This window comes from Mesorhizobium sp. M8A.F.Ca.ET.207.01.1.1, from assembly GCF_004794715.1.
GTDB lineage: Bacteria > Pseudomonadota > Alphaproteobacteria > Rhizobiales > Rhizobiaceae > Mesorhizobium.
This window is the reverse complement of the sequence record NZ_SRUS01000005.1, coordinates 23111-44940: the sequence shown is the minus strand read 5'-3', so window position 1 is coordinate 44940 and position 21830 is coordinate 23111. Positions and strand designations below refer to the sequence as shown.

The following is a 21830-nucleotide window of genomic DNA, read 5'->3' as shown; positions in this document are numbered from 1 at the left end:
CACCGTTGCTCCCGAGATCGTCGTGTAGGTCGCGCCGGCGGCATTGGCTTCAAGGCCAAAATAGGCCCGCGTCACCGCACCGCCGACCGCTGCGCCGTCCGCGCCGATGGTGTCGGCATGATCGCCGGCGCTCGCACCGGCCGCGCCGAACACGTTGCCGTCCGTCGAATGGCCAAGCCCTTCCGTCACGCTGTTGGCATCGTTGGCCGCAACCGGGATGTCGTCAGTAACATTGACCTGAACCGTCGCGCTCGCCTGGTCGCCGTCCGAATCGGTAGCGACCACATTGATGCCGGTCAGGTTGATGACATTCTGTCCACCCGCGTCGGGATGCGGGAAATTGTCGAGCAGCGTCACATTGACTGTCGCCGAGCCGTTGGTGCCAGCCAGGATTGGCAGCGACGATGCGACCAGGTCGATATGGATGGCTTCGATCCCGTTGATCGAACCGACTATCTGAGTCGGCCCGGCCAGCGTCCAGACGATGTCGGCGCCGGCAACTCCGTTGACGTCCGCCGTGATCCCGGCGACCGATGTGAAGGCCACCCCGGTGATGTCGTCGGAACCGGCATGGAACGTCACCGTTCCGCTGCCATCCTCGACGTTGGTCGCGGGCGCGCTGCCGGTCGCATTGGCGGTGCCGAGCCCTTCCTCGTCCACCGCGATGACCGCGTTGGTGACCACCGACGGGTTGGCCCCGTCATTGATGGTGATAGTCAGCGTGGTCTGCGAGGTGTCGCCGTCGCCGTCCTTCAGCGTGTAGGTGAAGGTATCGGTCACTGGAGAGGCGTTGCTGATGTTGGAATTGGCCACGTAGCTATAGGTGCCGTCGGGGCTCAGTGTCAGCGTGCCGTACTGGCCGACGACATGGAAGTCGCCGCCCACCACCGTCGTTGCCCCAGAACCCGTCACGCCGCTCACCGCGGCGCCGTCGGCACCCTTGGTGTCGGCGCCGGCCGCATTGCCGTCGCTGCCGACGCCGGTAATCACGTTGCCGCTCGCCGTGCCGCCTTCCGTGACACTGTCCGTGTCGGCAACCGCCGTCGGCACGTCATCGATGATGGCAACGGCAAAGGTCGTGCTCGCGGTGTCGCCGTCGACATCCGTGACGGTGATGCTGAAAGTGTCGGGAACCGTGTCGTTGGCGTCGTATCCGGTCGTGTGAACGGGATGGGTAACCGACTCGGTGACCGTGTAGTCATACTGGATGGCACCCGTGCCAGGATCGAACGACAGGATCGTGATGTAGCCGAACTCGCCCGCGATTTGCTGGTTAACGCCGGTCACGGTGGTGCCGTTGATGACGATCGAGCCGATGCCATCGGGTGCGTCGATGCTGATCATGCCGACGCCGGAGGTTTCGGAGTTGCTTGGTGCGTCGCTGCCCGGCGATTGTTGCGAGCCGCCATCGAGGCCGGTTTCGCTGGCCGCCTGGCCAGGGTCGGTCAGGGACATGGCCACCACGGAGACGCCCCTGTCGACCAAGGAAGGAAACAGCTCGCGATGATCCAGCTGCCCAAAATGCAGGTCAGTCGGCGGCAGCAATGCCGAAAGGCCGAAGCCGTCGCCGATCCCGCCGGCAGGCTGTTCGAAATTGCCGCCGGCGCTCGAGGCCGAACCTCCCGGGCCCGCCGAGATGGAACCATCCGTGCCAAACGCGACATCGACATGGCTCGCTTCCAGCGCGGCGATCAAGGCCACGCGCGGCACTTCGACTTCGCCGATGATGAAGGTCGGCACATTCAGGGCGCCGTCCTTGATGACGATGACCGAGCCGTCCGCCTGCTCGAGCACGAGGTTGTGCCCGTCGACCTTGATGTTGTCGATCGAGACATTGGCGGGAAGTCTGACGACGTTGCTTGCGTCGGCGACGTATTCGTGTGGGGCATTTGCCGCTGGCGGAGCAGCCGCTGGCGCACCGCCGCCGACATCGACGGGCACGGGTTCGGCCGAAGCCGGCGCCGTTTGGGCCGGTGCCGCCGCCTGCTCGGCCGGTGCGGCCTGCGCCACCAACTGGATCGGCGCTGTCAGGTCCTGGTGATCGTTGGAGACGGAATGCTCGTCCCACGAGTTCGAAACGTTGTCCAATTCAATACTGGTCGCCATAGCTTAAACCCCTCCGGCATTTCCCGGAAAGAGACAGGTGGCGCCTCGACTTTGCAACGGTCCATCAATCCATTCTATATATTTGGATATGCCTGCGATAACTTTTTTTACGCTTGGTAAACTGTGAACATATAATCAGTTATATGTTGTCTTGGACGCATGGCGCTTCGCCGCGAGCGATGCGAACAATCCGGTAAATAGAAGTATAAATACGTGTAAAATTTTACTCAAATTAGCAAAACGATTATATAGGAAAGTTATCCACCTTCCTTTCCAGTAATTTGAGACAAGATTGGTAGCGTCCACGGTCAAAGGTGGGCGTCATGAAAAAACAAAAGAATGCTCCGGGGAAGAGCAAGCTCAAGCTGCTTCTGCTGGCAGTGGGGATGGCCGGCTCGGCGCAACCAGCCCTTGCCGGGCCGGTCGTCAGGGATTTCCTGCCCGAAACAGCGCTGCTTGGGACGGTCCAGGCGCCGCATGGTCTCGGCGGTATTTCGCTGCAAAGGTACCAGCCCTGGCAGCCGGCCGCCCCCTACCAGATCAGCCTTGTCCTGAACGGCTACAGTCCCGTTCCAGCGCAAGACGGCTCCAGCGCCTCGACCGCGCAAGAAGGCAGGGGGGTCGACCCGATGCAGACTGCGTCGATTATCCCGGGCGTGTTGGGGTCGGTTGCATTGTCCATGCGCAATTTTCCCGTTTCGGCGCGCTGGGCACCAGTCTACCAGGCCATAACCGGTTGCACCGCGGGCAGTCCCTGTGACCACAAGAGCCCGGCCTTCGCGGCTATGGTCTCGGCCGCCCAAGGCAAGGGCTTTGTCGAAAAACTGTCATTCATCAACAGCGGCATCAACCACCTGATCGCCTACAAGAAGGACAGCGTCGTTTACGGCAAGCTCGACTACTGGGCGAAACCTTCGGAAATCCTCGCCAATCGCGCCGGTGACTGCGAGGACTTCGCCATCCTCAAGATGACGGCGTTGCTGAGGGCCGGCATTCCGGCACGCAGCATGTCGCTCGTCGTTCTCCAGGACCGCAAGCGAGGTTTCTTCCACGCCGTGCTTTCGGTGAGCACTGCAGGCGGCGCTTACATTCTCGACAGTCTCAACAACACGGTGCTCAAGGACAGCGCGCTCCCGGACTACCAGCCACTGTATTCGTTCAGCACCGACCGGGCATGGATCCACGGGTCCAAACCGGGGGCCGCGCAGATGGCCGACGTCAAGGGCGGTTTCGAAACCGTCGCGCCTGGCGAAGGCGCGCTGCTGGAAGTCAAGTAAAGGCAAGGTGGTCGCTTCCTGTCCCGGCTCAATGCCCAGAGCAATTCCGGGAAAAGTGCGCAGCGCTTTGCCATTGGGAATTGCCGTGAAAACAAGGAGATGGAACGGTTTCCGCGAAAGGATGAGCCGCTCTATCCGTTGAAGACAAAAGCCATCAGCAATTCCAGGTCCTGCACCGGCGCGCGCACCACGTTCAGCTGGCCCCGGTAGCGGCGCTCGCCGGCACCGATCACAAATCCGCTCGCAACGGCAACGTCGCCATTGGTGTCAAGGCGCGCGAATATATCCGCCACGTTGAGATCCAGCGCCAGCTTCAGGTCCTGCCGCGTGTCCTGGTCGAATGCTGTCGGCAACTGCCGTTTGACCAGTTGCTGGAACGACGCATTAAACGTCACGATCTTCTTCGTCGATGCCAAGGCGAAAGCCGGCGACGGACAGGCAAGCAGAATGGCGTTTACCGTCCTGATCGACGCAAGCTTGCGCAGGTTCAGGTTCTCGTTCCCCGATTCGCGTATGCAGGCGACCCGAATTGCCGAGGTCAGGTTTCCTTTTTCCGCGTGACTTTCGGCGATCTCGTCGACCAGCATGCCGATCGTGCATTTGCGGCTCTCGGCCATCTGCTTCAGCGAAACCCAGAAAGCCCGCTCAAGACGGATGCCGCGCCTTACGCCGCCGCGCGCCACGACGCGGAACTCGAGCTCGAAATCTTCTGTCGGGAGCGGCAGAAGCAAACGGTCTTTCAAGGTCCGGGGAGAGATGGCGTTATCGCTCACTCATTGCCTCCTGACGTGCCTTGTTGATCGGCTTCAGCAGGTAGCTCAGGATCGTCTTGCGCCCGGTCTTGATATCCACGGAACAGATCATGCCGGGGATGATCGAATATGCCTTTCCGTCTCGCACCAGCGTCGATTTCTCGGTTGCAACACGCACCTGATAATAGGGTTCGCCCGTCTTCTGATCGACCAGGCTGTCCGCGGTAATGTTGGAAACCTTGCCTTCGATGCCGCCAAAGATCGAGAAGTCGTAAGCCGTGACTTTTATCAAGGCATCCTGATCGGGGCGGATAAAGGCGACATCGCGGGGCGAAACACGTGCTTCTACCAGCAATGTCTCGGAAGTAGGCACGATGCCGGCTACGACAGTACCGGGCTGGACGAAGGCGCCGACGGTGTTCAGTTCCATCGTGTTGACGATACCGTCCACCGGCGAGCGGATATCCGTTCGCGCGACCTTGTCGGTCGCGCCGCGAATGGTTTCGTCCACCACCGAAAGATCGGCCAAGGCCTGCGTCAGGTCATCGAGTGCTTCCTGCTTCAGTTGCAGCCCGAGTTCCTCGACCTGGAGCTGCGCCTCGGTGATCGCCGACTTGGCTTTCTTTATCGTCTCGCCGGCCAGGTTCAATTGGCCGTTGAGTTCGGTTTGCTCTTGCTCGACCTTGAGCTGCTCGGTCCTTGCCATCAGACCCTTCTTGACCATCGCCTCGACCAGCGTCGCCTGTTGGTCGCTCACGGCCAGGTTTTTTGTCAATCGGTCGAGATTGGCGTTCGCTTCGTCGAGTTCCTTTTCGCGCTGGTCGAGGCGCGACTTGAGCACCGACAGCTTGTTGTCGAAGTTTTCGCGTCGGGCAACGAGGAGATTTTGCTCGTTGTCGCAGATTTCCGGCGCCACCGCCTGAATGTCCTGCGGACATGGAAACGATCCGCTGATGCTGCCGCTCTGTTCGTATTTGAGCCTGGCGATGCGTGTCTGCAGGGCTCGCGCCTTGGCTTGCTGTTCGCCGAGGCTGGACGTGTTCAAAGTATTGTCGAGACGAATGATAAGGTCGTTCTTCCTGACGACCTGCCCCACCTTCACGGCGATTTCCTGAACGACGCCCGGCTCGCTGGCCTGGATGACCTGGGTCTTGGAGGCCGGTATGACCTTGCCATCGCCACGCGCGATCTCGTCGACCTCGGCGAATGATGACCAAGCGACAAAGGCGACGAAGAGCGCCGCTATGATGAATATGGACGCCGTCGCGAAAAGCGGCGGGCGGTCTTCTCTGGCAAGCATTTCCTACGCCCCGTTATTATATCGGGTTTAGCCCGATATAATTTGTTCATTCAGGAATTGGATCTCTGCAGCGCCTGAATGACTTGTTCTTTTGGCCCGTCAGCAACGATCCTTCCTTGTTCGACAACAATAAGGCGATCAGCCAGTTCGAGCATGCTGAAGCGATGCGTCGAGACGATCAGCGTCGTGTTGCGGTCAAAAGCGGTCTTCAGTTGCTTGATCAGCTGTCGTTCCGAAGCCAGGTCCATCGAGCCGGACGGTTCATCCAGAAAGACGATCTTCGGCTTGGTCAAAAGCAGCCGGGCAATCGCCACCGTCTGTCTCTGCCCGCCGGAAAGATTGGTGCCTCGCTCGCCGACATTCATGTCGTAGCCGCGTGGATGGCGAGAGACGAACTCGTCGACGCCGGCGGCTTTTGCAGCTTCGATGATCTGCTCGTCGGTCGCCTCCGGAGATGCCATGAGCAGGTTCTCCTTCACGGTGCCCGAAAACAGATCGCCAGCTTGCGCGACGATGCCGACGGCGGCGCGCACCTCCGACGGGTGATACTGGCGGATGTCGATGCCATCCAGCAGCAGCTCGCCCGAGCTCGGCAGGAAAAGCCTGCCGATCAGGCGTCCCATCGTCGTCTTGCCCGACCCGATGCGGCCGATGATGCCGATCCGTTCGCCCGGTTTCACCGAGAAGTTCAGGCCGGACAGAACCTCGTTTTCCGATCCGGGATAGACGAAGCCGACATTCTTGAACGTCATCGCTCCATTGCGGATCGGGCGATTGACAAAGCCCACCGTGTCCGGCCGGTCCTCCGGTTGGGACATGATGGAATTCACCATTCTCAAGGAGAGCATGGCCTGGCGAAATCTCGACAAGGTGATCGCGATCTGGCCGAGCGGAGCCACGGCCCGGCTCGCCAGCATCACCGTTCCGATAATGGCTCCCGTCGATACATGCCCTTCCGAAAAGGCATAGGCTCCGGCCACGACCAGGGCGACCGTCACAAGCTGCTGGATGGCCTGGGTGATGTTGCCGGCCGCGGCCGAGAGCTGCTTGATCTTCTCGGAGGTGTTGGCCGCATTCTTCGAATGCTCGCCCCACTTCCTCAGCAAATAGGCTTCGGCGCGCAGCGACTTGATTGTTTCCAGCGTGGAGATGGACTCGACCAGCAAGGCCTGGCGCTGGGATGCTTCGTTCATCGAGGCGGCGACCCGTTTGCCGATGCGATGTTGCGTGACGAGGCCGACGATTACCGACGCCACAAATGCCAGGGCCGGTATGATGACCAACCAATCGCCGATCGCGTAGATGACCAGCAGGAAGATGAAGACAAAGGCCGTGTCGATGAAGACGCTGATGGTGTTGGAGGTGAAAAACTCCCTGACGAACTCATACTGAGTGACACGGTTGGCATATTCGCCGGTCGAACCAGGGCGCGCGGACAAGGATGAATTCAGCACCTTCTCGAACAGCAGATACGATATCCGCAGGTCCGCCTTGCGCCCGGCATAGTCGATCAGCGAGGCCCGGGCCGTCTTCAGAAGCAGGTCGAAGAGAATGACGGCACCGATTCCGATCGCCAGCACCCAGAGCGTCGATATCGCCTTGTTCGGCAATATACGGTCATAGACGTTCATGGTGAAGATCGGCGAGGCGATGGCCAGCAGGTTGATGAAAATCGCCGACAGCACGACCTTCGAATAGGTGCGCCAGAAAGCGCCCATCGTTCCCGTCAGCCAATGGCGCCGTTCGATCTGCTGCGCCGACCCGACCTTCATGCCTTCGGTGGCGTTGGCATAGGTGATCGAGAACGATACGCCGCCACTGATGTAACTTGCGGCCAGCTCGGATTTGCCGATAGTCGTGCGCCCGTCTTCCTGCGGCGCCGTGAGATACCCGTCGCCATCGATTTCGGCCAGCAGGGCGATCGGCAACTGGCTGACACGGAAGATAATTGCCGGAAGATCGACGCGACCGCGCAGGAAGTCGCGATGATTGAATTCGTGGGTCTCAAGACCGATGCGTTCGGCAAGATGCCGGATCTCGGTGACCTCGATGCGCGTGTCCGAAATCGGCACCCCGGCAAACAGCACGGTCTCCGCACTCGGCCTGCCGAGATAGGCCGCAATCGCCGAAAAGCAGGCCTTGAACGCCTCCTTGGGCGACAGAATATGTGGCTGCTGATTCACGATCCGCCCGCCAGGACCCTCAACCTCCCTTACACCGGCTCACTTCTTCCTGACCGGGGCAAGGATGTCGAAGGGTATATCGTTCGTCTGTTCCGACGGGGTCCGTGCATAGGTTTCGGTGTCCGCGGTCTCCGGAACCGCAAATTCATCTTTGGCGTAGGCCGTAGCCTGCTTCGGCGGATGGATGTCCATCGTTTTCAGCAACTGCCCGGTCGCTGCCAGAAGCCGATATTGCGCAAAGAGCGATGCGTAGGACGCGGTGTCCGCCAGCGTCGCTGTGTTGAACCGCGTATTCTGCGCATCCAGCACATCGAGCAGCGAGCGCTGTCCGACCTTGAACTGCTCGCGATAAGAAGCAACCAGCTTCTCGTTGGTAGCGGCTTGCAGCTTCAGGGTCTTTGCCAGATCGGCTTGCCGGAAGCGGCGATCCCACGACGTGCGAACGGCTTCTTCGATCTCCCGCAGAACCTGATGCAGCCCAAGCCGCTGCTCGCTGGCGCGGCGGATCTGCTCCTGCTCATTGGCTTTGTCGATGCCGCCCCGGTACAGATTCCACCGCAGCACCACCCGTGCTTGCAGATCGGACGTGTCTCCATTGTCGCCGTCAATGTCGTATCCGGCCCGGGCAACGCCTTCGGCGACGACCGAAGGGCCGTATTTCGCCCGCGCGGCGTCAACCTGCGAGGCGGCGGCGGAAATATCGCTATTGGCCATGTGGACGCGCGGATTGTTCTCCCGCGCAATGCCCAGTGCGTCGTCCAGCGACCTTGGCAGCGCAGAGGAAACATCGCCTGGCCGCGATGCATTGGTCAGCGGTTTCCCAACGGTCTTGAAGAAGCGGATCCTCGAGGCCTCGAGTTCCTCGGCGGCTTCCTGCATGCGGGCCTTGGCCGCGAACAAGCGCTCCTCCGCCTGTTGCCGGTCGGCTTCGTTCAACCCGCCGCCTGCTATGCCTTCCCTGATGTCGTGGAGAATCGCTTGGTGAAAGCCCAGATTCTTCTTTGCCTCTGCCACGATCGAGGCCTGAAGCATGTATTCCAGGTAATCCTGGACAACCGACAGCCCGATGAACTCGGATCGCTCCAGCACGCGGAACGAGGCGCCATCGACCCGCGAGGCCTGACGGTTGAGTTCGGCTCGCCTTGCGCCACTATCATAAAGCGTTTGCGAAACTGTCAGGTCGGTCTCCGCGGGATAAAGCGCGTCGTGCTCGATGGAGAGCGCGCGGCGGGAGGAGTTGTCCAGACGGCGAGCACCAGCGGATGCCTCGACATCGACGCTTGGGAGATAAAGCCCTTTTGCCTGTCTCAGTTCGAACTCGATCGCCTCACGGTTTTCGATGGCCTGGCCGATTTCCGGATTGGATTCCACCGCAACCGCCATGGCCTCCTTGAGTGTCAGTGCATGCGCGCTCCAGCAACTCAGCATGGTAGCCGTCATCAAGAGACCAACGCTCATGACCTTGGTCGACAGACCTGTCGTCTTCATTTTCCCACCCACGTTTCCCCGCGCTTTGTTAAGAGCGCCCCAGCCGGGCTTGGCGCCTGGCCTTGTTGACTATCTTGCAAATTACCGTGAGCGTTTCATTATTAAGCTGTGACTAAATCACAGAATCCAGACAGACGGCCAAAGAATGTAGCAAAAATGGCACACATTTGAGACGCTGGTGGGGACCAAGTGCCGGTATTGAAACTTGAAACACCGAGACAGGATACGGAGATGGCCAACAGGACGCTTGTTCTGACAATATCCTGATGAGTACGCATGCCTGCAAATAAAGTGCGCTTGGCGCGGCGTTTTTGAGCAGGGCCGATTCGGTGCGTGCTGCGCTTGGCTGGGGCGCCAGGATTCGAACCTGGGAATGTCGGTACCAAAAACCGATGCCTTACCACTTGGCGACGCCCCAATAGCCGTCAGAGTCGCTGTGCGGCGCGTTATTAGCAGAGCAGCCGAAAAGCACAATGCTTATGAGCAGCCGCGAAGGCACTCGCCTGACCAGCAGTGCGATTGCCTCCAGATGATCCACAAACGGACTATACGGACCACACGGCCAACTCGTTGCCGGCTGGGTCGACGAAGTGGAAGCGTCGGCCGCCGGGGAATGGGAATATCGGCTTGACGATCGTTCCGCCGGCGCTTTCGACCGCGCGAAGGGTTTCTTCCAGATTCTCACTGTAAAGCACAGGCAGCGGCTTGGCCGGCGCTTCCCCTGCATCAGCCTGAAAACCTCCTTCCAGCCCCTCGGCAAAGGCCGAATAGGTTGGTCCATAGTCGGTGAACGACCATCCAAAGGCAGCGCTGTAGAAGCCCTTCAGCCGGTCCAGCGTGCCGCCGGTCGCCGGCATTTCCAGATAGTCCAGTTTTCCAGGCCGTTTCATGGGACACCTCTTTGTTCCCTTTATGTTCTAGACATCGAACATTGAGGTGGCAAGTCTTTTTGACGCATCCGGGGGCATGGCTTTTTCTTAATCGATTGTAGCGACCCGACGGCTTTGGCCGGCGCTTGCCTTTCGCACTGCAGCATCATATCGCTCCAAAGTCGGACACGGGCGGAGCTTTCCGTTTCGCCAATCTTTCCAATCTCCTGCAACCGGAGAGCAAAGCATGACCAAATGGGTTTTCACCTTTGGCGATGGTGCGGCGGAAGGCCGTGCCGGCGACAAGAATCTGCTGGGCGGCAAGGGCGCCAATCTGGCCGAGATGTGCAGCCTGGGCCTGCCGGTGCCGCCGGGTTTTACGATCACCACCGAGGTCTGCAATGCCTACTATGCCAATGGCCGTACCTACCCGGCGGGATTGGAAGCCGACGTCGCTGTCGCGCTCGACCATATCGGCCGGCTGACCGGCCGCCGGTTCGGCGACCCTTCGAAGCTGCTCCTGGTTTCGGTGCGTTCCGGCGCCCGGGCGTCGATGCCCGGCATGATGGACACGGTGCTCAATCTCGGATTGAACGACGAGACGGTCGAGGCCCTGGCCTCCGATTCCGGCGATGCGCGCTTTGCCTATGACAGCTACCGCCGTTTCATCCAGATGTATTCCGATGTCGTCATGGGCCTCGATCACGAGGTGTTCGAGGAAATCCTGGAAGACCAGAAAGCCAGCCTCGGCCATGAACTCGACACCGAGCTGACGGCCATCGAATGGCAAGGCGTCATCGCGCTCTACAAAGCCAAGGTTGAGGAAGAGCTCGGCCGGCCGTTCCCGCAGGATCCGCACGAGCAGCTCTGGGGCGCGATCGGCGCCGTGTTTTCGAGCTGGATGAACAACCGCGCCATCACCTACCGGCGCCTGCACGATATTCCCGAAAGCTGGGGCACGGCGGTCAATGTTCAGGCCATGGTGTTCGGCAATATGGGCGAGACCTCGGCCACCGGCGTTGCCTTCACCCGCAACCCGTCGACCGGCGAAAAGCAGCTCTATGGCGAGTTCCTGGTCAACGCGCAGGGCGAGGATGTCGTTGCCGGCATCCGCACGCCGCAGAACATCACCGAGGCGGCGCGCATCGCGGCGGGTTCCGACAAGCCGTCACTGCAGAAGCTGATGCCGGACGCCTTCCAGTCGTTCGTCACCATTTCCGACAGCCTGGAAAAGCACTATCGCGACATGCAGGATCTCGAATTCACCATCGAGCGCGGCAAGTTGTGGATGCTGCAGACCCGTTCCGGCAAGCGTACCGCCAAGGCGGCGCTCAGGATTGCCGTCGAAATGGCCAGGGACGGACTGATCACCAAGGAGGAAGCGGTCACGCGCATTGATCCGGCTTCGCTTGACCAGTTGCTGCACCCGACCATCGACCCGAAAGCCGCGCGCGACGTCATTGGCGTCGGCCTGCCGGCGTCCCCCGGGGCCGCCACCGGTGAGATCGTCTTTTCCTCCGGCGATGCCGAGGACCTGAAGACGCAAGGGCGCAAGGCGATCCTGGTGCGCATAGAGACCAGTCCGGAAGATATCCACGGCATGCACGCGGCCGAAGGTATCCTGACCACGCGCGGCGGCATGACCAGCCACGCGGCGGTTGTCGCGCGCGGCATGGGCAAGCCTTGTGTGTCCGGCGCCGGCTCGCTGCGCGTCGACTACAGGGCCGGCACGCTGCTCTCGATGGGCCAGACCTTCCGCAAGGGCGACATCATCACCATCGACGGCGGTAACGGCCAGGTGCTCAAGGGCTCCGTGGCGATGCTGCAGCCGGAATTGTCAGGCGATTTCGCGGCCATCATGGAGTGGGCGGACGCGGTTCGCCGCATGAAGGTGCGCACCAACGCCGAAACGCCTCTCGATGCCCGCATGGCGCGCTCCTTCGGCGCCGAAGGCATCGGGCTTTGCCGGACCGAACACATGTTCTTCGACGGCGCGCGCATCGTCGCCATGCGCGAGATGATCCTGGCCGACACCGAGAAGGACCGGCGCGCCGCGCTGGCCAAGCTTCTGCCCATGCAGCGCTCGGATTTTCTGGAACTGTTCGAAATCATGGCCGGCCTGCCGGTGACGATCCGCCTGCTCGATCCGCCGCTGCACGAATTCCTGCCCAAGACCGAAGCCGAACTCGCCGAGGTCGCGGTCGCCATGAACGTGTCGCCCGACAAGCTCCGGCAGCGCACCGAGGCGCTGCACGAATTCAATCCGATGCTCGGCCATCGCGGCTGTCGGCTCGCCGTCTCTTACCCGGAGATCGCCGAGATGCAGGCGCGCGCCATTTTCGAGGCCGCTGTCGAGGCCGGCAAGAAAGCCGGCGCGCTGGTGGTGCCCGAGATCATGGTGCCGCTGGTCGGCCTGGTGAAGGAACTCGATTATGTGAAGGCGCGCATCGATGCGGTCGCCAAGAGCGTCATGGATGAGAGCGGCGTCAAGATCGACTACCTCACTGGAACCATGATTGAGCTCCCCCGCGCGGCGATCCGCGCCCATGTCATCGCCGAGTCGGCCGAGTTCTTTTCCTTCGGCACCAACGACCTCACCCAGACCACCTTCGGCATCTCGCGCGACGATGCGGCGTCCTTCCTGGAAACCTACCGCCAGAAGGGCATCATCGAGCAGGATCCGTTCGTCTCGCTCGACATTGACGGTGTCGGTGAACTGGTACGCATGGCGGCGCAAAAGGGCAGGGCGACGCGGCCCGGCATCAAGCTTGGCATTTGCGGCGAGCATGGCGGTGATCCCTCGTCGATCCGCTTCTGCGAGGAGGTCGGGCTCGACTACGTCTCCTGCTCACCCTACCGCGTGCCGATCGCCAGGCTGGCGGCCGCGCAGGCCGCGGTGCATGCGGCGAAGACGGGGCGTGGATAGACTGGTACGGAGCTTAAGGTTTGTATGAAAATTCACGTGAACGTGCTGGCGACATAGCGTAATCTCGACACTGTTCTCGACCAATTTACGGATGACCGCCAATTGCTTCCGGAAACAGATGTTGCAGATATCACCCGCTCCGTTCCGCTCGATCCTGATCATTCAAACGAAGTTTGTAGGCGATATCGTCCTCGCCTCGACACTCGCCAGGAACCTGCGGCTCGAATTCCCTGACTCCCGGATCGTGTTCCTCTGCGAAGCGCATTTCGAGAGCTTCGTGGTTGCGCATGGCATCGCTTCCGAGGTGGTTGCGTTCAGGCGGGCCAGCATGCGGGGTACCCTGCTGCAACGCGCAAAAGAGCTCTATGCCGTGGTGCGGGCGCTGCGTGGCTTTCGCTTCGACCTGACGATCGACCTGACCGATTCCAAGACCTCTCGGCTTGTCAGCGGGTTCGTCAACGCCAGGACACGCGTCGGCTACAATCCTTCCGAGAGGCCGCTGAAGCTGTTGGAGCGGCAGCCCGCCAATGTGTTTGCCAAGCCATTCGGGTTTGGCGGCCAGCATTTTGTCTATCGCTATCTCTCCCCTCTTGAAGCACTCGGCATCGATCTGCACGCCACGGTACCGAGCATCAAGCCGCTGCCATTCGAGGCCGAGAAAGCCCTGGCGCTCCTGGGCAGGCACCATATCCACCCGAACGCCTTCATCGCCGTGCATGCGGGCGCCAGTTTCAAGGGCCGGCAATGGCAGCCCGAACGGTTCGCGGAGGCGATTGACGAGATCGCGGCCGAAACCGGACTGGGTGTCGTCCTGGTCGGGGGGCCAGACGAACGTGAAACCGCCGCGCGGATCGTCGCCGGGACGGCGACGCAGGTGGTCGACCTGGTTGGAGAGCTGTCGCTCGAGAGCCTGCTGGCGGTCCTGGAACAGGCCCGGATGTTTCTTGGCAACGAAAGCGGCCCGATGCACATGGCCGCTGCCGCGGGTACCCCGGTTGTCGGCCTTTTCGGCCTGACCAATCCGTCGCGCTGGGGACCTGTCGGCGTGCCCAGCATCGCGCTTCGGCCGTCAATGCCATGTGATTGCGTGGCCAAGGATCTGTGCCGCCGGACCGACCCCAGCAAGGCGTGCTGCGTTTGGCGCCTGGAGGTGAAGCCGGTCGTCGAAGCGGCGCGCGAGGTTCTGGCGCGCACCGAGATGAAACAGGAACGCGCTGTCTGAGCGGTGATCGATCGGCAAGGCTGTCGTCCAACAGCTCGTTCTCAGTCGGTCAAATTGCCGCGCCAGGCGTTTTTCTGCTATCCATCGTCCCGATTTCCGCCTTCATGCGGGTTTTGGGTTACCGGCTTGAAATCGCCGGTCAGGAATTCGGGTTCGATGCGTCTGCTGCAAAAAAATCTCTGCATGATCGCCATGTCGATGGCGCTGCTATCCAGCGCCCATGCCGCGCCGCTGGTCGAACCCACGCTGCACATCAAGCCGGCTGCAAGCGGAACCGGTCGCGTCGCGCTCACGCTCGATGCCTGCGGCGGCAAGACCGACACGCGCATTCTCTCGGCGCTGGTGGACAACAGGATACCGGCCACCATTTTCGTCACCGGCATCTGGCTGAAGCGCAACGCCGAGGCCGTCGCGATCATGCGGGCACATCCCGACCTGTTCGAACTGGAAAATCACGGCGGCCGCCATGTTCCGGCGGTCGACACGCCACAGAAAATCTATGGCATACGCAGCGCCGGCAGTCCCGAAGCGGTAGCGGCCGAGGTCGAGTCGGGCGCCGCCGCACTTGCCGGGACCGGCGAGCCGGCGCCGAAATGGTTCCGCGGCGCAACCGCCGAATATAGCCCCTCGGCCATTGCAATGATCCGCAAGCTCGGCTTCAAGATTGCCGGCTTCTCGATCAATGGCGATGGCGGCTCGCTGCTCGGCGCCAAGGAGACGGCCAAGCGTATCGCCGCGGCCAAGGATGGGGACGTCATCATCGCTCATATCAACCAGCCGACCCATGCCGCAGGCGAGGGCGTTGTCCAGGGCCTGCTGGCGCTCAAGGACAAGGGCATGACCTTCGTGCGGCTCGACGACGCCGACGGGACGGGCAATCACGGCACCACCGAGTAGAACGGTTCAAAACCGATCGAGAGCGGTTCAGTGTTCGATAGAATGTCTGACCCGCTCTAACTTCTTGTTTTTACGCAATTCCCGAGGGGAAGCGCTACGCGCTTCTCCCGGGAAAACCGCTGCGCACTTTTCCTGGAATTGCTTGTCTTATGACTTTCGTTGCCGAAGGGTCGAGAATGGACCGTCGGGAGAGGGTGCCAGCCCTCTCGTCGGCGGCGAGGGTCGGATCTGAACCTCAATGCACTCTCAAGTGCCTTCGGGCTGAAGCGTTCAGTCCGGCTTGGCTTCGATGGTGACCTTGCTGGCGTAGAACGCGCCGTGGTCGCGGATGTCGGTCATCTCGTCGAATGGTTGGCGGTAGGCCCACATCGCATCCTTGCCCGCTTCGCCCGCCGGCAGCACGCTCCAATAGCTGGCGTCACCCTTGTAGGGGCAGTGGGTCGAGTGGTCCGTTCGGCTGAGCTTGTCGAAATCGATGTCGGCGAACGGAATGTAGAAGGCGGCGGGGTAGGGGGCCTCCGTCAGCACCTTCGCCTTCGCGGACGAAGCGATGACCGTATCGCCGGCGCGGACCGTGACGGTGCCGGAATAGGGCTCTATCGTGATGATCTTGTCGGGATTGCGCTGAAAGCCGGGTGCCGGGTTGGCGATCTTGTCCATGCTGGTTCCTCTTGCCCCGACCTTAAGTGTGGTGGACGGCCGGATTGCGCAAGCCCGTAGTCGCAAACAAAACAGACGCCATGCGCTCGTGCGTGGCGCAAGATAGCCTTCGCGTTGCCGCGGAAATTCAGGCGGCGGTTTTGAAGGCGTCCATCAGCCCGGCATAGGCGGCCGCGATGCCCGCCACCGGGTTGCTGCTTCTCGAAATGGTCTCGACTTTCAGCGCCCCGCCGCCGGTTGGCAAGGTGAGCAGGAGGAACTGGCGATTGCCGCCATCGCCGACGGATGCCGCCGCGACGTGCTGGCCTTCCCCTTCGTTCTGGACGCACATCTTGAACAGCAGCGTGCCGCCGACCGCTTCGAGCGCGCCGCCGACAACTTCGACGAACTCGTCTTCGGAAACAGTCTTTTCGTCCGGCACCAGATCGGCCAGGCTTTCGGCAAGTGTACTCTCGAGAACCTTATCGTCGAGCGTGTCCATGCGAACCTCTTTCAGTCGCCAATCGCACCCCTTTGCCCGTTAACGAAACTTAACACCGACGATGGCCGGATTGTGGCGCTTTTTGCTGTCGGTCCGATCACCGGAGTTTACCTCGATGCAACGTATTTGAAGCCCCTGACATTCGAATGGCGGCAGGACCAACCAAATGGACCCAAAAAGCGTCCGGATTCAATCGTTTGCCAATACGGGTCGAACTCCGACTTTCGTCCGCTGCGCTCCTGGGTGGCTGGACAATTCCCGGGTTCGCTTCACAATGCGATCAAAAGGGTGAAGCGAAAAGCTCGGGGGCGAAAAGCGTGAGGGAGGGAACGGCATGCTGGGATTGATGCAGGAATGGCCGCTGCTGTGCCACAAGCTGATCGACAACGCTGAAAGGCAGCATGGTGTGCGCGAGATCGTGTCGCGTTCGATCGAGGGGCCGATCGTGCGCACCACCTACGCCGACATCCATCGTCGTTCCCTCAAGGTCGCCCAGCGCTTGGAGCGCGACGGTTTTGCCTTGGGCGACCGCATCGCGACGTTGGCCTGGAACACCGCCCGCCACATCGAGGCCTGGTATGGCATCATGGGCATCGGCGCTATCTACCACACCCTCAATCCGCGCCTGTTTCCCGATCAGATCGTCTGGATCATGAACCACGCCGAGGACAAGGCCGTTTTCGTCGACATCACCTTCATCCCGTTGCTCGAGAAGATCGCTGGTGCCGTCAAATCGCTGAAGAAGGTGATCGTGCTCACCGACAAGGCGCACATGCCGCAAACGACCTTGCCCGGTGTCGTAGCCTACGAGGACTGGCTCGATGAGGTCGATGGCGACTTCACCTGGAAGACCTTCGACGAAGGCACCGCCGCCGGCATGTGCTATACGTCCGGCACGACGGGTGACCCCAAGGGCGTCGTCTACAGCCATCGCTCGAACGTGCTTCATGCCATGATCGCGGCCATGCCCGACGCCATGGGCCTGTCGGCGCGTGACACGATCCTGCCGGTGGTGCCGATGTTCCACGCCAATGCCTGGGGCCTTGGCCAGAGCGGCCCGATGATGGGCTCCAAGCTGGTCATGCCTGGCTGCAAGATGGACGGTGCCTCGATCTATGAGTTGCTCGACCAGGAGAAGGTCACATTCAGCGCCGCCGTGCCGACCGTGTGGATGATGTTGCTCCAATATCTGGAGGAGACCGGCAAGACACTTCCCCATCTCAACAAGGTCGTGATCGGCGGCTCGTCGTGCCCGCGCGCGATCATGACGAAGTTCCAGAACAATTACGGTGTCCAGGTCATCCACGCCTGGGGCATGACCGAAATGTCGCCGCTCGGCACGCTGTGCACCTTGAAGCCGGACTATGCAGACCTTGACGGCGAGGCTCGGCTCGACGTCCAGAGCAAGCAGGGTTACCCGCCCTTCGGCGTCGAAATGAAGGTGACCGACGACGACGACAACGCGCAGCCCTGGGACGGCAAGACGTTTGGCCGGCTCAAGGTACGCGGTCCGGCAGTCGCTCGCGCCTATTATGGCGGTGTGGGCGCGGAGCAGTTCGATGAGGATGGCTGGTTCGATACCGGAGACGTCGCTCATATCGATGCCGGGGGCTACATGCAGATCACCGACCGCGCCAAGGACGTCATCAAGTCCGGCGGCGAATGGATTTCGACCATCGACCTGGAGAATCTGGCCGTCGGCCACCCCGATGTAGCGGAAGCGGCGGCCATCGGCGTCCAGCATTCGAAATGGGGCGAGCGGCCCTTGCTGGTCGTCGTCGCCAAGCCGGGCAAGGAACCGACCAAGGCCGAGATTCTCGATTTCATGGATGGCAAGGTGGCCAAATGGTGGATGCCGGACGACGTCGCTTTCGTCGGTGAGATACCGCACACCGCCACCGGCAAGATCCAGAAGATCACCTTGCGTCAGCAGTTCAGGGACTATCGCTTGCCGACGGATTGAGGGGATGTTGCGTGTTTCGGCTTCAAGCCGCCGCAAAAAGGCACTAAACCTCCGTCCGGGTTGGGGCAGCAGAGAATAATGGTTAGCATTCCCGAACGGCAAACGTCGAAGGCTGCCAGCTGGTCGCGGCGCACGGCCGCCTTTTCGGCGGTGCTTTTGCTGACGAACTTTGTCGGCCATCGCTTCGGCCTCGTTCAAACGCCGGTGTTCCTGTGGGTGTTGGGCATTGTCGCCCTGCTGGCGGCGCTGGCGCTGTTGTTTGCCGGCCTGGCCTTTGCGAGGCTGTGGAATTTTGGTGACCGTGGTGGCCGCGATCTCACCGTCGGCGCCGTGCTGGCGCTGCTGGTGCTCACCCCCTATGGCGTTGCCGCCTACTGGGCGACGATCTATCCGCCGCTGCGGGACATCTCGACCGATTTCGATGAACCGCCCGCGCTCGATGTCGGTGACCGGACCAAGGACATGAACGTGCTGTCTCCGCCGACGCCGGGTGAGCAGAGTTTGCAGACCGACAGCTATCCATTGGTCACCGCACGCAGCTACGACCTGCCATTTGAGACCATCGTCAACGCCGTTGAAACCGTGCTCGACCGGCGCGGCTGGGACCTTTCGGAGCCTTATCCCGAACTCGCCGGACAGACAGAGGTGACCATCACCGCCATTGCCTCGAGCTTCGTTCTCGGCCTTCCCGCCGACGTCGCCATTCGCGTCATGGATGACGGCGACACGGTCATCGTCGACATGCGCTCGGCCTCGCGTTACGGCCGCCATGACCTTGGCGACAATGCCGCGCGCATCACCGATTTCCTGGCGGAACTGGATCAGGAAGTCGCCGGCCAGGTCGGCGCGGCGCCGGCCGAGTAGCCATTTCCGCGCGAATTCGCGTCTGCGACGACGGTAGGGTGAACGCTTGGGGGCAGGCCTATCGGACCGGCGTGAAAATGCCATCTATGGCTGGGGCGGCGTTTGTCGCCACGACGCCGCGCGCCACCAAATCCTCCAGATGGGCAAGCACCGACAGGCCGGCGGCGCCGTGCAGCCGTGGATCGGTATCCCTGTAGATCGCCCTGACCATGTCGGGGATTGTCCTGTCGCCGGCTCTGATCCGCTCCAGTATGGCCCGTTCGCGCATCTTGCGATGCGTCTTCAGTCCGCGCATGTAAGCGCGCGGCGCAGTCACTGGTCCGCCATGGCCAGGCAGCAGCAGGCGATCGCCGCGCTCGATCAGCCGGTCGAGCGATGCCATGTAATCGGCCATTGCCCCGTCCGGCGGCGCGACGATGGAGGTTGCCCAGCTCATGACATGATCGGCTGAAAACAGGATTCCGGTGCCTTCCAGCGCGAATGCCGCGTGATTGGCGGTGTGGCCGGGCGTCAGCACCGTTCGGATCGTCCAGCCGTCGCCGCTGACCAGTTCGCCGTCCGGCAACGCGATGTCGGGGATGAAAGCGGTGTCGGCGCTGGCGTCGAGCGCATTGGTTTCGCCGATATGCAAGGGTCTCGCCGGCCGGTGCGGTCCCTCCGCCAGCACCTGGGCGCCGGTGCCCTCCTTCAACCGGGCCGCCAGCGGGGAATGGTCGCGATGCGTGTGGCTGACGAAAATGTGGCTGACCGGCCGTCCGGCGATCACGTCGAGCAAGGTCCGCAGATGCCCCTCGTCATCCGGTCCGGGATCGATCACCGCCAGCGTGTCACGTCCCACGACATAGCTGTTGGTGCCATGAAAGGTGAAGGGACTGGGATTGCGGGCGGTGACACGTTGCACGTCGGGGGCCACGCTTACGCCTTGGCCATAAGCGGGGTCGAAGCTGGCATCGAATTTGAGAGCCATGTCGGCACATTGTTCCCGGAACGGCAAAACCGATTGCCGCATAGCACGCAAGCCAATATAGGAAAACGCAAGACCGCGATTTCTGGTTCGCGGCAAGATTGAATTGGGGAAGATCATGACAACCGCAACGACGACGCGCCCGCTTGTTTTTCTGGCCTTGCCGCAAGATGGTGCCGCGCGGCTGGCGACGCAGTTTTTTCTGGCGATTGCCGGGACACTGCTGTTGACCCTTTCGGCCAAGACCAGGGTAGTGCTCGGGCCTGTCGATATCTCGATGCAGACGCTCGCCGTCTTCCTGATCGCCGCCGCCTTCGGCATGCGGCTCGGCGTCGCCACTTTGCTGCTCTACATGGCGGAAGGCGCGATGGGCTTCCCGGTCTTCCAGGGCACGCCGGAAAAAGGCGTCGGCATCGCCTATATGCTCGGTTCGACCGGCGGCTATCTCGCCGGCTTCGTGGTCATGGCGGCGATTGTCGGCTGGGCCGCCGACCGCGGCTGGGACCGTCATCCGATCAAGCTCTTCAACGCCATGCTGGTTGCCGAAGTGGTGATGATGGCAATGGGTTTTGCCTGGCTGGCGCTGCTCATCGGCCCGGAAAAATCCTGGCAGTTCGGCGTCGTGCCGTTCATCGTCGGCGACCTGATCAAGGTAGCTCTCGCGGCCAGCCTCGTGCCGGCCGTCTGGTCATTGCTGAAGCGCTCCTGATTTGAGAACATCCGGCCCGGATCACTTCGGGCCGGAGCTTGGCCTGCGATGAGCCGGGCCTGTTTCCCAGCCATGTCACGGACGGGCGTTTCTGATGAAGGTTCTGGTCACCGGCGCTGCCGGGTTCATAGGCTATCATGTCTCCAGGCGGCTCCTGGAGCGCGGTGACGAGGTTGTCGGCATCGACAGCATCAACGACTACTACGACCCTGAGATCAAGGAGGCGCGGCTGCGGCTGCTGGCCGAGGCGGGTCGCGGCACCAATGCCGGCTATCATTTGATCCATGGCAATCTCGCCGACCGCAGCGTGGTCGACGGCTGCTTTGCCGACCACGCCTTCGACCGGGTGATCCACCTGGCCGCGCAGGCAGGCGTGCGCTACAGCCTGGAAAACCCCCACGCCTATGTCGAAAGCAACATCGTTGCTTTCACCAACATGCTCGAGGCCTGCCGCGGCAGCCGTGTCGGGCACCTGACCTATGCCAGCACCTCCAGTGTCTATGGCGCCAACACCGACATGCCGTTTTCCGAGCATCGCCCGGCCGACCATCCCTTGCAGTTCTACGCCGCCACCAAGCGCGCCAACGAACTGATGGCGCACAGCTACAGCCATCTGTTCGGCCTGCCCACCACGGGGCTGCGTTTCTTCACCGTGTACGGTCCCTGGGGGCGCCCGGACATGGCGCTGTTCCTGTTCACCAGGAGCATCCTGGCCGGCGAGCCGATCAAGCTGTTCAACAACGGCAACCACACGCGCGACTTCACCTATGTCGAGGACATCGCCGAAGGCGTGATCCGCGCCAGCGACAGCCCCGCCGCGGCCAACCCGGCCTGGGATTCCAGCCATCCGGATTCGGCGACCAGCAGCGCGCCCTGGCGCATCTTCAACATCGGCAACAACAATCCGGTGAAGCTGACCGCCTATGTCGAGGCGCTGGAAAACGCGCTTGGCCGCAAGGCCGTGATCGAACTCCTGCCGCTGCAGGCCGGCGACGTGCCCGACACCTTCGCCGACACTTCGGCACTGCAAGCGGCGGTCGGCTACCGCCCCCGGACCTCCGTCACGGAGGGGGTAGGGCGGTTCGTCGAGTGGTACCTGGGTTATTTTGGGCCGCGTTGAGCGTGATGAACGCGTTCTTGGCCACGTAAAGACCTGCTCTCGGTCGAAA

The 21830-nt window shown here is 61.7% G+C and carries 17 protein-coding genes and 1 tRNA gene; 8 read left to right on the top strand and 10 right to left on the bottom strand.

Annotation, left to right across the window (positions count from 1 at the left end; translation table 11 throughout):
• The coding region (locus EN850_RS36360) for an Ig-like domain-containing protein (RefSeq protein WP_210237989.1) at window positions 1–2106 on the bottom strand (2106 nt) is incomplete at its 3' end.
• A gap of 323 nt (window positions 2107–2429) precedes the next feature.
• On the opposite strand from EN850_RS36360, the gene EN850_RS15705 reads away from it, so the two are divergent.
• Window positions 2430–3383, top strand: a complete 954-nt coding sequence (locus tag EN850_RS15705) for a transglutaminase-like cysteine peptidase (protein ID WP_136091732.1) — start codon at window positions 2430–2432, stop codon at window positions 3381–3383.
• Window positions 3384–3514: 131 nt separating this feature from the next.
• On the opposite strand, the gene EN850_RS15700 is transcribed toward EN850_RS15705, so the two are convergent.
• The 6 genes from EN850_RS15700 to EN850_RS15675 form a co-directional block, all read right to left on the bottom strand.
• Complete coding sequence (locus EN850_RS15700) at window positions 3515–4156, bottom strand: ribbon-helix-helix domain-containing protein (protein ID WP_127276192.1); 642 nt, start codon at window positions 4154–4156, stop codon at window positions 3515–3517.
• Complete coding sequence (locus tag EN850_RS15695) at window positions 4146–5435, bottom strand: HlyD family type I secretion periplasmic adaptor subunit (protein WP_127873135.1); 1290 nt, start codon at window positions 5433–5435, stop codon at window positions 4146–4148. Before EN850_RS15695 ends, EN850_RS15700 begins: the two co-directional genes overlap by 11 nt.
• 50 nt (window positions 5436–5485) lie before the next feature.
• Window positions 5486–7618, bottom strand: coding sequence for a type I secretion system permease/ATPase (locus EN850_RS15690; protein WP_136091731.1), 2133 nt, complete (start codon window positions 7616–7618; stop codon window positions 5486–5488).
• Between the two features lie 39 nt (window positions 7619–7657).
• Complete coding sequence (locus EN850_RS15685; RefSeq protein WP_127276186.1) at window positions 7658–9106, bottom strand: TolC family protein; 1449 nt, start codon at window positions 9104–9106, stop codon at window positions 7658–7660.
• Between the two features lie 343 nt (window positions 9107–9449).
• Window positions 9450–9524, bottom strand: a tRNA-Gln gene (locus EN850_RS15680).
• A 127-nt stretch (window positions 9525–9651) separates the two neighbouring features.
• Window positions 9652–9996, bottom strand: coding sequence for a VOC family protein (locus EN850_RS15675; RefSeq protein WP_127276184.1), 345 nt, complete (start codon window positions 9994–9996; stop codon window positions 9652–9654).
• Between the two features lie 226 nt (window positions 9997–10222).
• Between EN850_RS15675 and ppdK the strand changes: the two genes are divergently transcribed.
• From ppdK to EN850_RS15660, 3 genes are all read left to right on the top strand, one after another.
• Window positions 10223–12901, top strand: a complete 2679-nt coding sequence (gene ppdK, locus EN850_RS15670) for a pyruvate, phosphate dikinase (RefSeq protein WP_127873136.1) — start codon at window positions 10223–10225, stop codon at window positions 12899–12901.
• Window positions 12902–13019: 118 nt separating this feature from the next.
• Window positions 13020–14123, top strand: coding sequence for a glycosyltransferase family 9 protein (locus EN850_RS15665; RefSeq protein WP_136091730.1), 1104 nt, complete (start codon window positions 13020–13022; stop codon window positions 14121–14123).
• A 156-nt stretch (window positions 14124–14279) separates the two neighbouring features.
• Window positions 14280–15020 carry a polysaccharide deacetylase family protein gene (locus tag EN850_RS15660; protein WP_135881501.1) on the top strand — a complete coding sequence of 247 codons (741 nt, stop codon included), beginning with the start codon at window positions 14280–14282 and terminating at the stop codon, window positions 15018–15020.
• 270 nt (window positions 15021–15290) lie between these two features.
• On the opposite strand, the gene EN850_RS15655 is transcribed toward EN850_RS15660, so the two are convergent.
• Together EN850_RS15655 and EN850_RS15650 are read right to left on the bottom strand one after the other, a co-directional pair.
• Complete coding sequence (locus EN850_RS15655; RefSeq protein WP_127276175.1) at window positions 15291–15680, bottom strand: DUF427 domain-containing protein; 390 nt, start codon at window positions 15678–15680, stop codon at window positions 15291–15293.
• A 127-nt stretch (window positions 15681–15807) separates the two neighbouring features.
• Complete coding sequence (locus tag EN850_RS15650) at window positions 15808–16161, bottom strand: hypothetical protein (protein WP_127276173.1); 354 nt, start codon at window positions 16159–16161, stop codon at window positions 15808–15810.
• Between the two features lie 334 nt (window positions 16162–16495).
• Here EN850_RS15650 and EN850_RS15645 point away from each other — a divergent pair, with 334 nt between their 5' ends.
• Both EN850_RS15645 and EN850_RS15640 read left to right on the top strand, forming a co-directional pair.
• The gene (locus EN850_RS15645) at window positions 16496–18124 is read left to right on the top strand and encodes a fatty-acid--CoA ligase (protein ID WP_136091729.1); all 1629 of its coding nucleotides are present in this window, start codon (window positions 16496–16498) and stop codon (window positions 18122–18124) included.
• A gap of 78 nt (window positions 18125–18202) precedes the next feature.
• Window positions 18203–18988 (top strand): DUF1499 domain-containing protein, encoded by a 786-nt coding sequence (locus tag EN850_RS15640; RefSeq protein ID WP_135881498.1) that lies wholly within the window; start codon window positions 18203–18205, stop codon window positions 18986–18988.
• Window positions 18989–19046: 58 nt separating this feature from the next.
• On the opposite strand, the gene EN850_RS15635 is transcribed toward EN850_RS15640, so the two are convergent.
• Window positions 19047–19955, bottom strand: a complete 909-nt coding sequence (locus EN850_RS15635; protein ID WP_136091728.1) for an MBL fold metallo-hydrolase — start codon at window positions 19953–19955, stop codon at window positions 19047–19049.
• Window positions 19956–20070: 115 nt separating this feature from the next.
• Here EN850_RS15635 and EN850_RS15630 point away from each other — a divergent pair, with 115 nt between their 5' ends.
• Together EN850_RS15630 and EN850_RS15625 are read left to right on the top strand one after the other, a co-directional pair.
• Window positions 20071–20661, top strand: a complete 591-nt coding sequence (locus EN850_RS15630) for a biotin transporter BioY (RefSeq protein WP_127281119.1) — start codon at window positions 20071–20073, stop codon at window positions 20659–20661.
• 94 nt (window positions 20662–20755) lie between these two features.
• Window positions 20756–21781, top strand: coding sequence for an NAD-dependent epimerase (locus tag EN850_RS15625; RefSeq protein WP_136091727.1), 1026 nt, complete (start codon window positions 20756–20758; stop codon window positions 21779–21781).
• Window positions 21782–21830 lie beyond the last annotated feature (49 nt).

Coding starts and splice junctions, on each gene's coding strand:
- EN850_RS15640 (WP_135881498.1), top strand. CDS start 18,203: ATGGTTAGCATTCCCGAACGGCAAACGTCGAAGGCTGCCAGCTGGTCG.
- EN850_RS15625 (WP_136091727.1), top strand. CDS start 20,756: ATGAAGGTTCTGGTCACCGGCGCTGCCGGGTTCATAGGCTATCATGTC.
- EN850_RS15645 (WP_136091729.1), top strand. CDS start 16,496: ATGCTGGGATTGATGCAGGAATGGCCGCTGCTGTGCCACAAGCTGATC.
- EN850_RS15705 (WP_136091732.1), top strand. CDS start 2,430: ATGAAAAAACAAAAGAATGCTCCGGGGAAGAGCAAGCTCAAGCTGCTT.
- EN850_RS15665 (WP_136091730.1), top strand. CDS start 13,020: ATGTTGCAGATATCACCCGCTCCGTTCCGCTCGATCCTGATCATTCAA.
- EN850_RS15650 (WP_127276173.1), bottom strand. CDS start 16,161: ATGGACACGCTCGACGATAAGGTTCTCGAGAGTACACTTGCCGAAAGC.
- EN850_RS15660 (WP_135881501.1), top strand. CDS start 14,280: ATGCGTCTGCTGCAAAAAAATCTCTGCATGATCGCCATGTCGATGGCG.
- ppdK (WP_127873136.1), top strand. CDS start 10,223: ATGACCAAATGGGTTTTCACCTTTGGCGATGGTGCGGCGGAAGGCCGT.
- EN850_RS15630 (WP_127281119.1), top strand. CDS start 20,071: ATGACAACCGCAACGACGACGCGCCCGCTTGTTTTTCTGGCCTTGCCG.
- EN850_RS15675 (WP_127276184.1), bottom strand. CDS start 9,996: ATGAAACGGCCTGGAAAACTGGACTATCTGGAAATGCCGGCGACCGGC.
- EN850_RS15655 (WP_127276175.1), bottom strand. CDS start 15,680: ATGGACAAGATCGCCAACCCGGCACCCGGCTTTCAGCGCAATCCCGAC.
- EN850_RS15635 (WP_136091728.1), bottom strand. CDS start 19,955: ATGGCTCTCAAATTCGATGCCAGCTTCGACCCCGCTTATGGCCAAGGC.
- EN850_RS15695 (WP_127873135.1), bottom strand. CDS start 5,435: ATGCTTGCCAGAGAAGACCGCCCGCCGCTTTTCGCGACGGCGTCCATA.
- EN850_RS15685 (WP_127276186.1), bottom strand. CDS start 9,106: ATGAAGACGACAGGTCTGTCGACCAAGGTCATGAGCGTTGGTCTCTTG.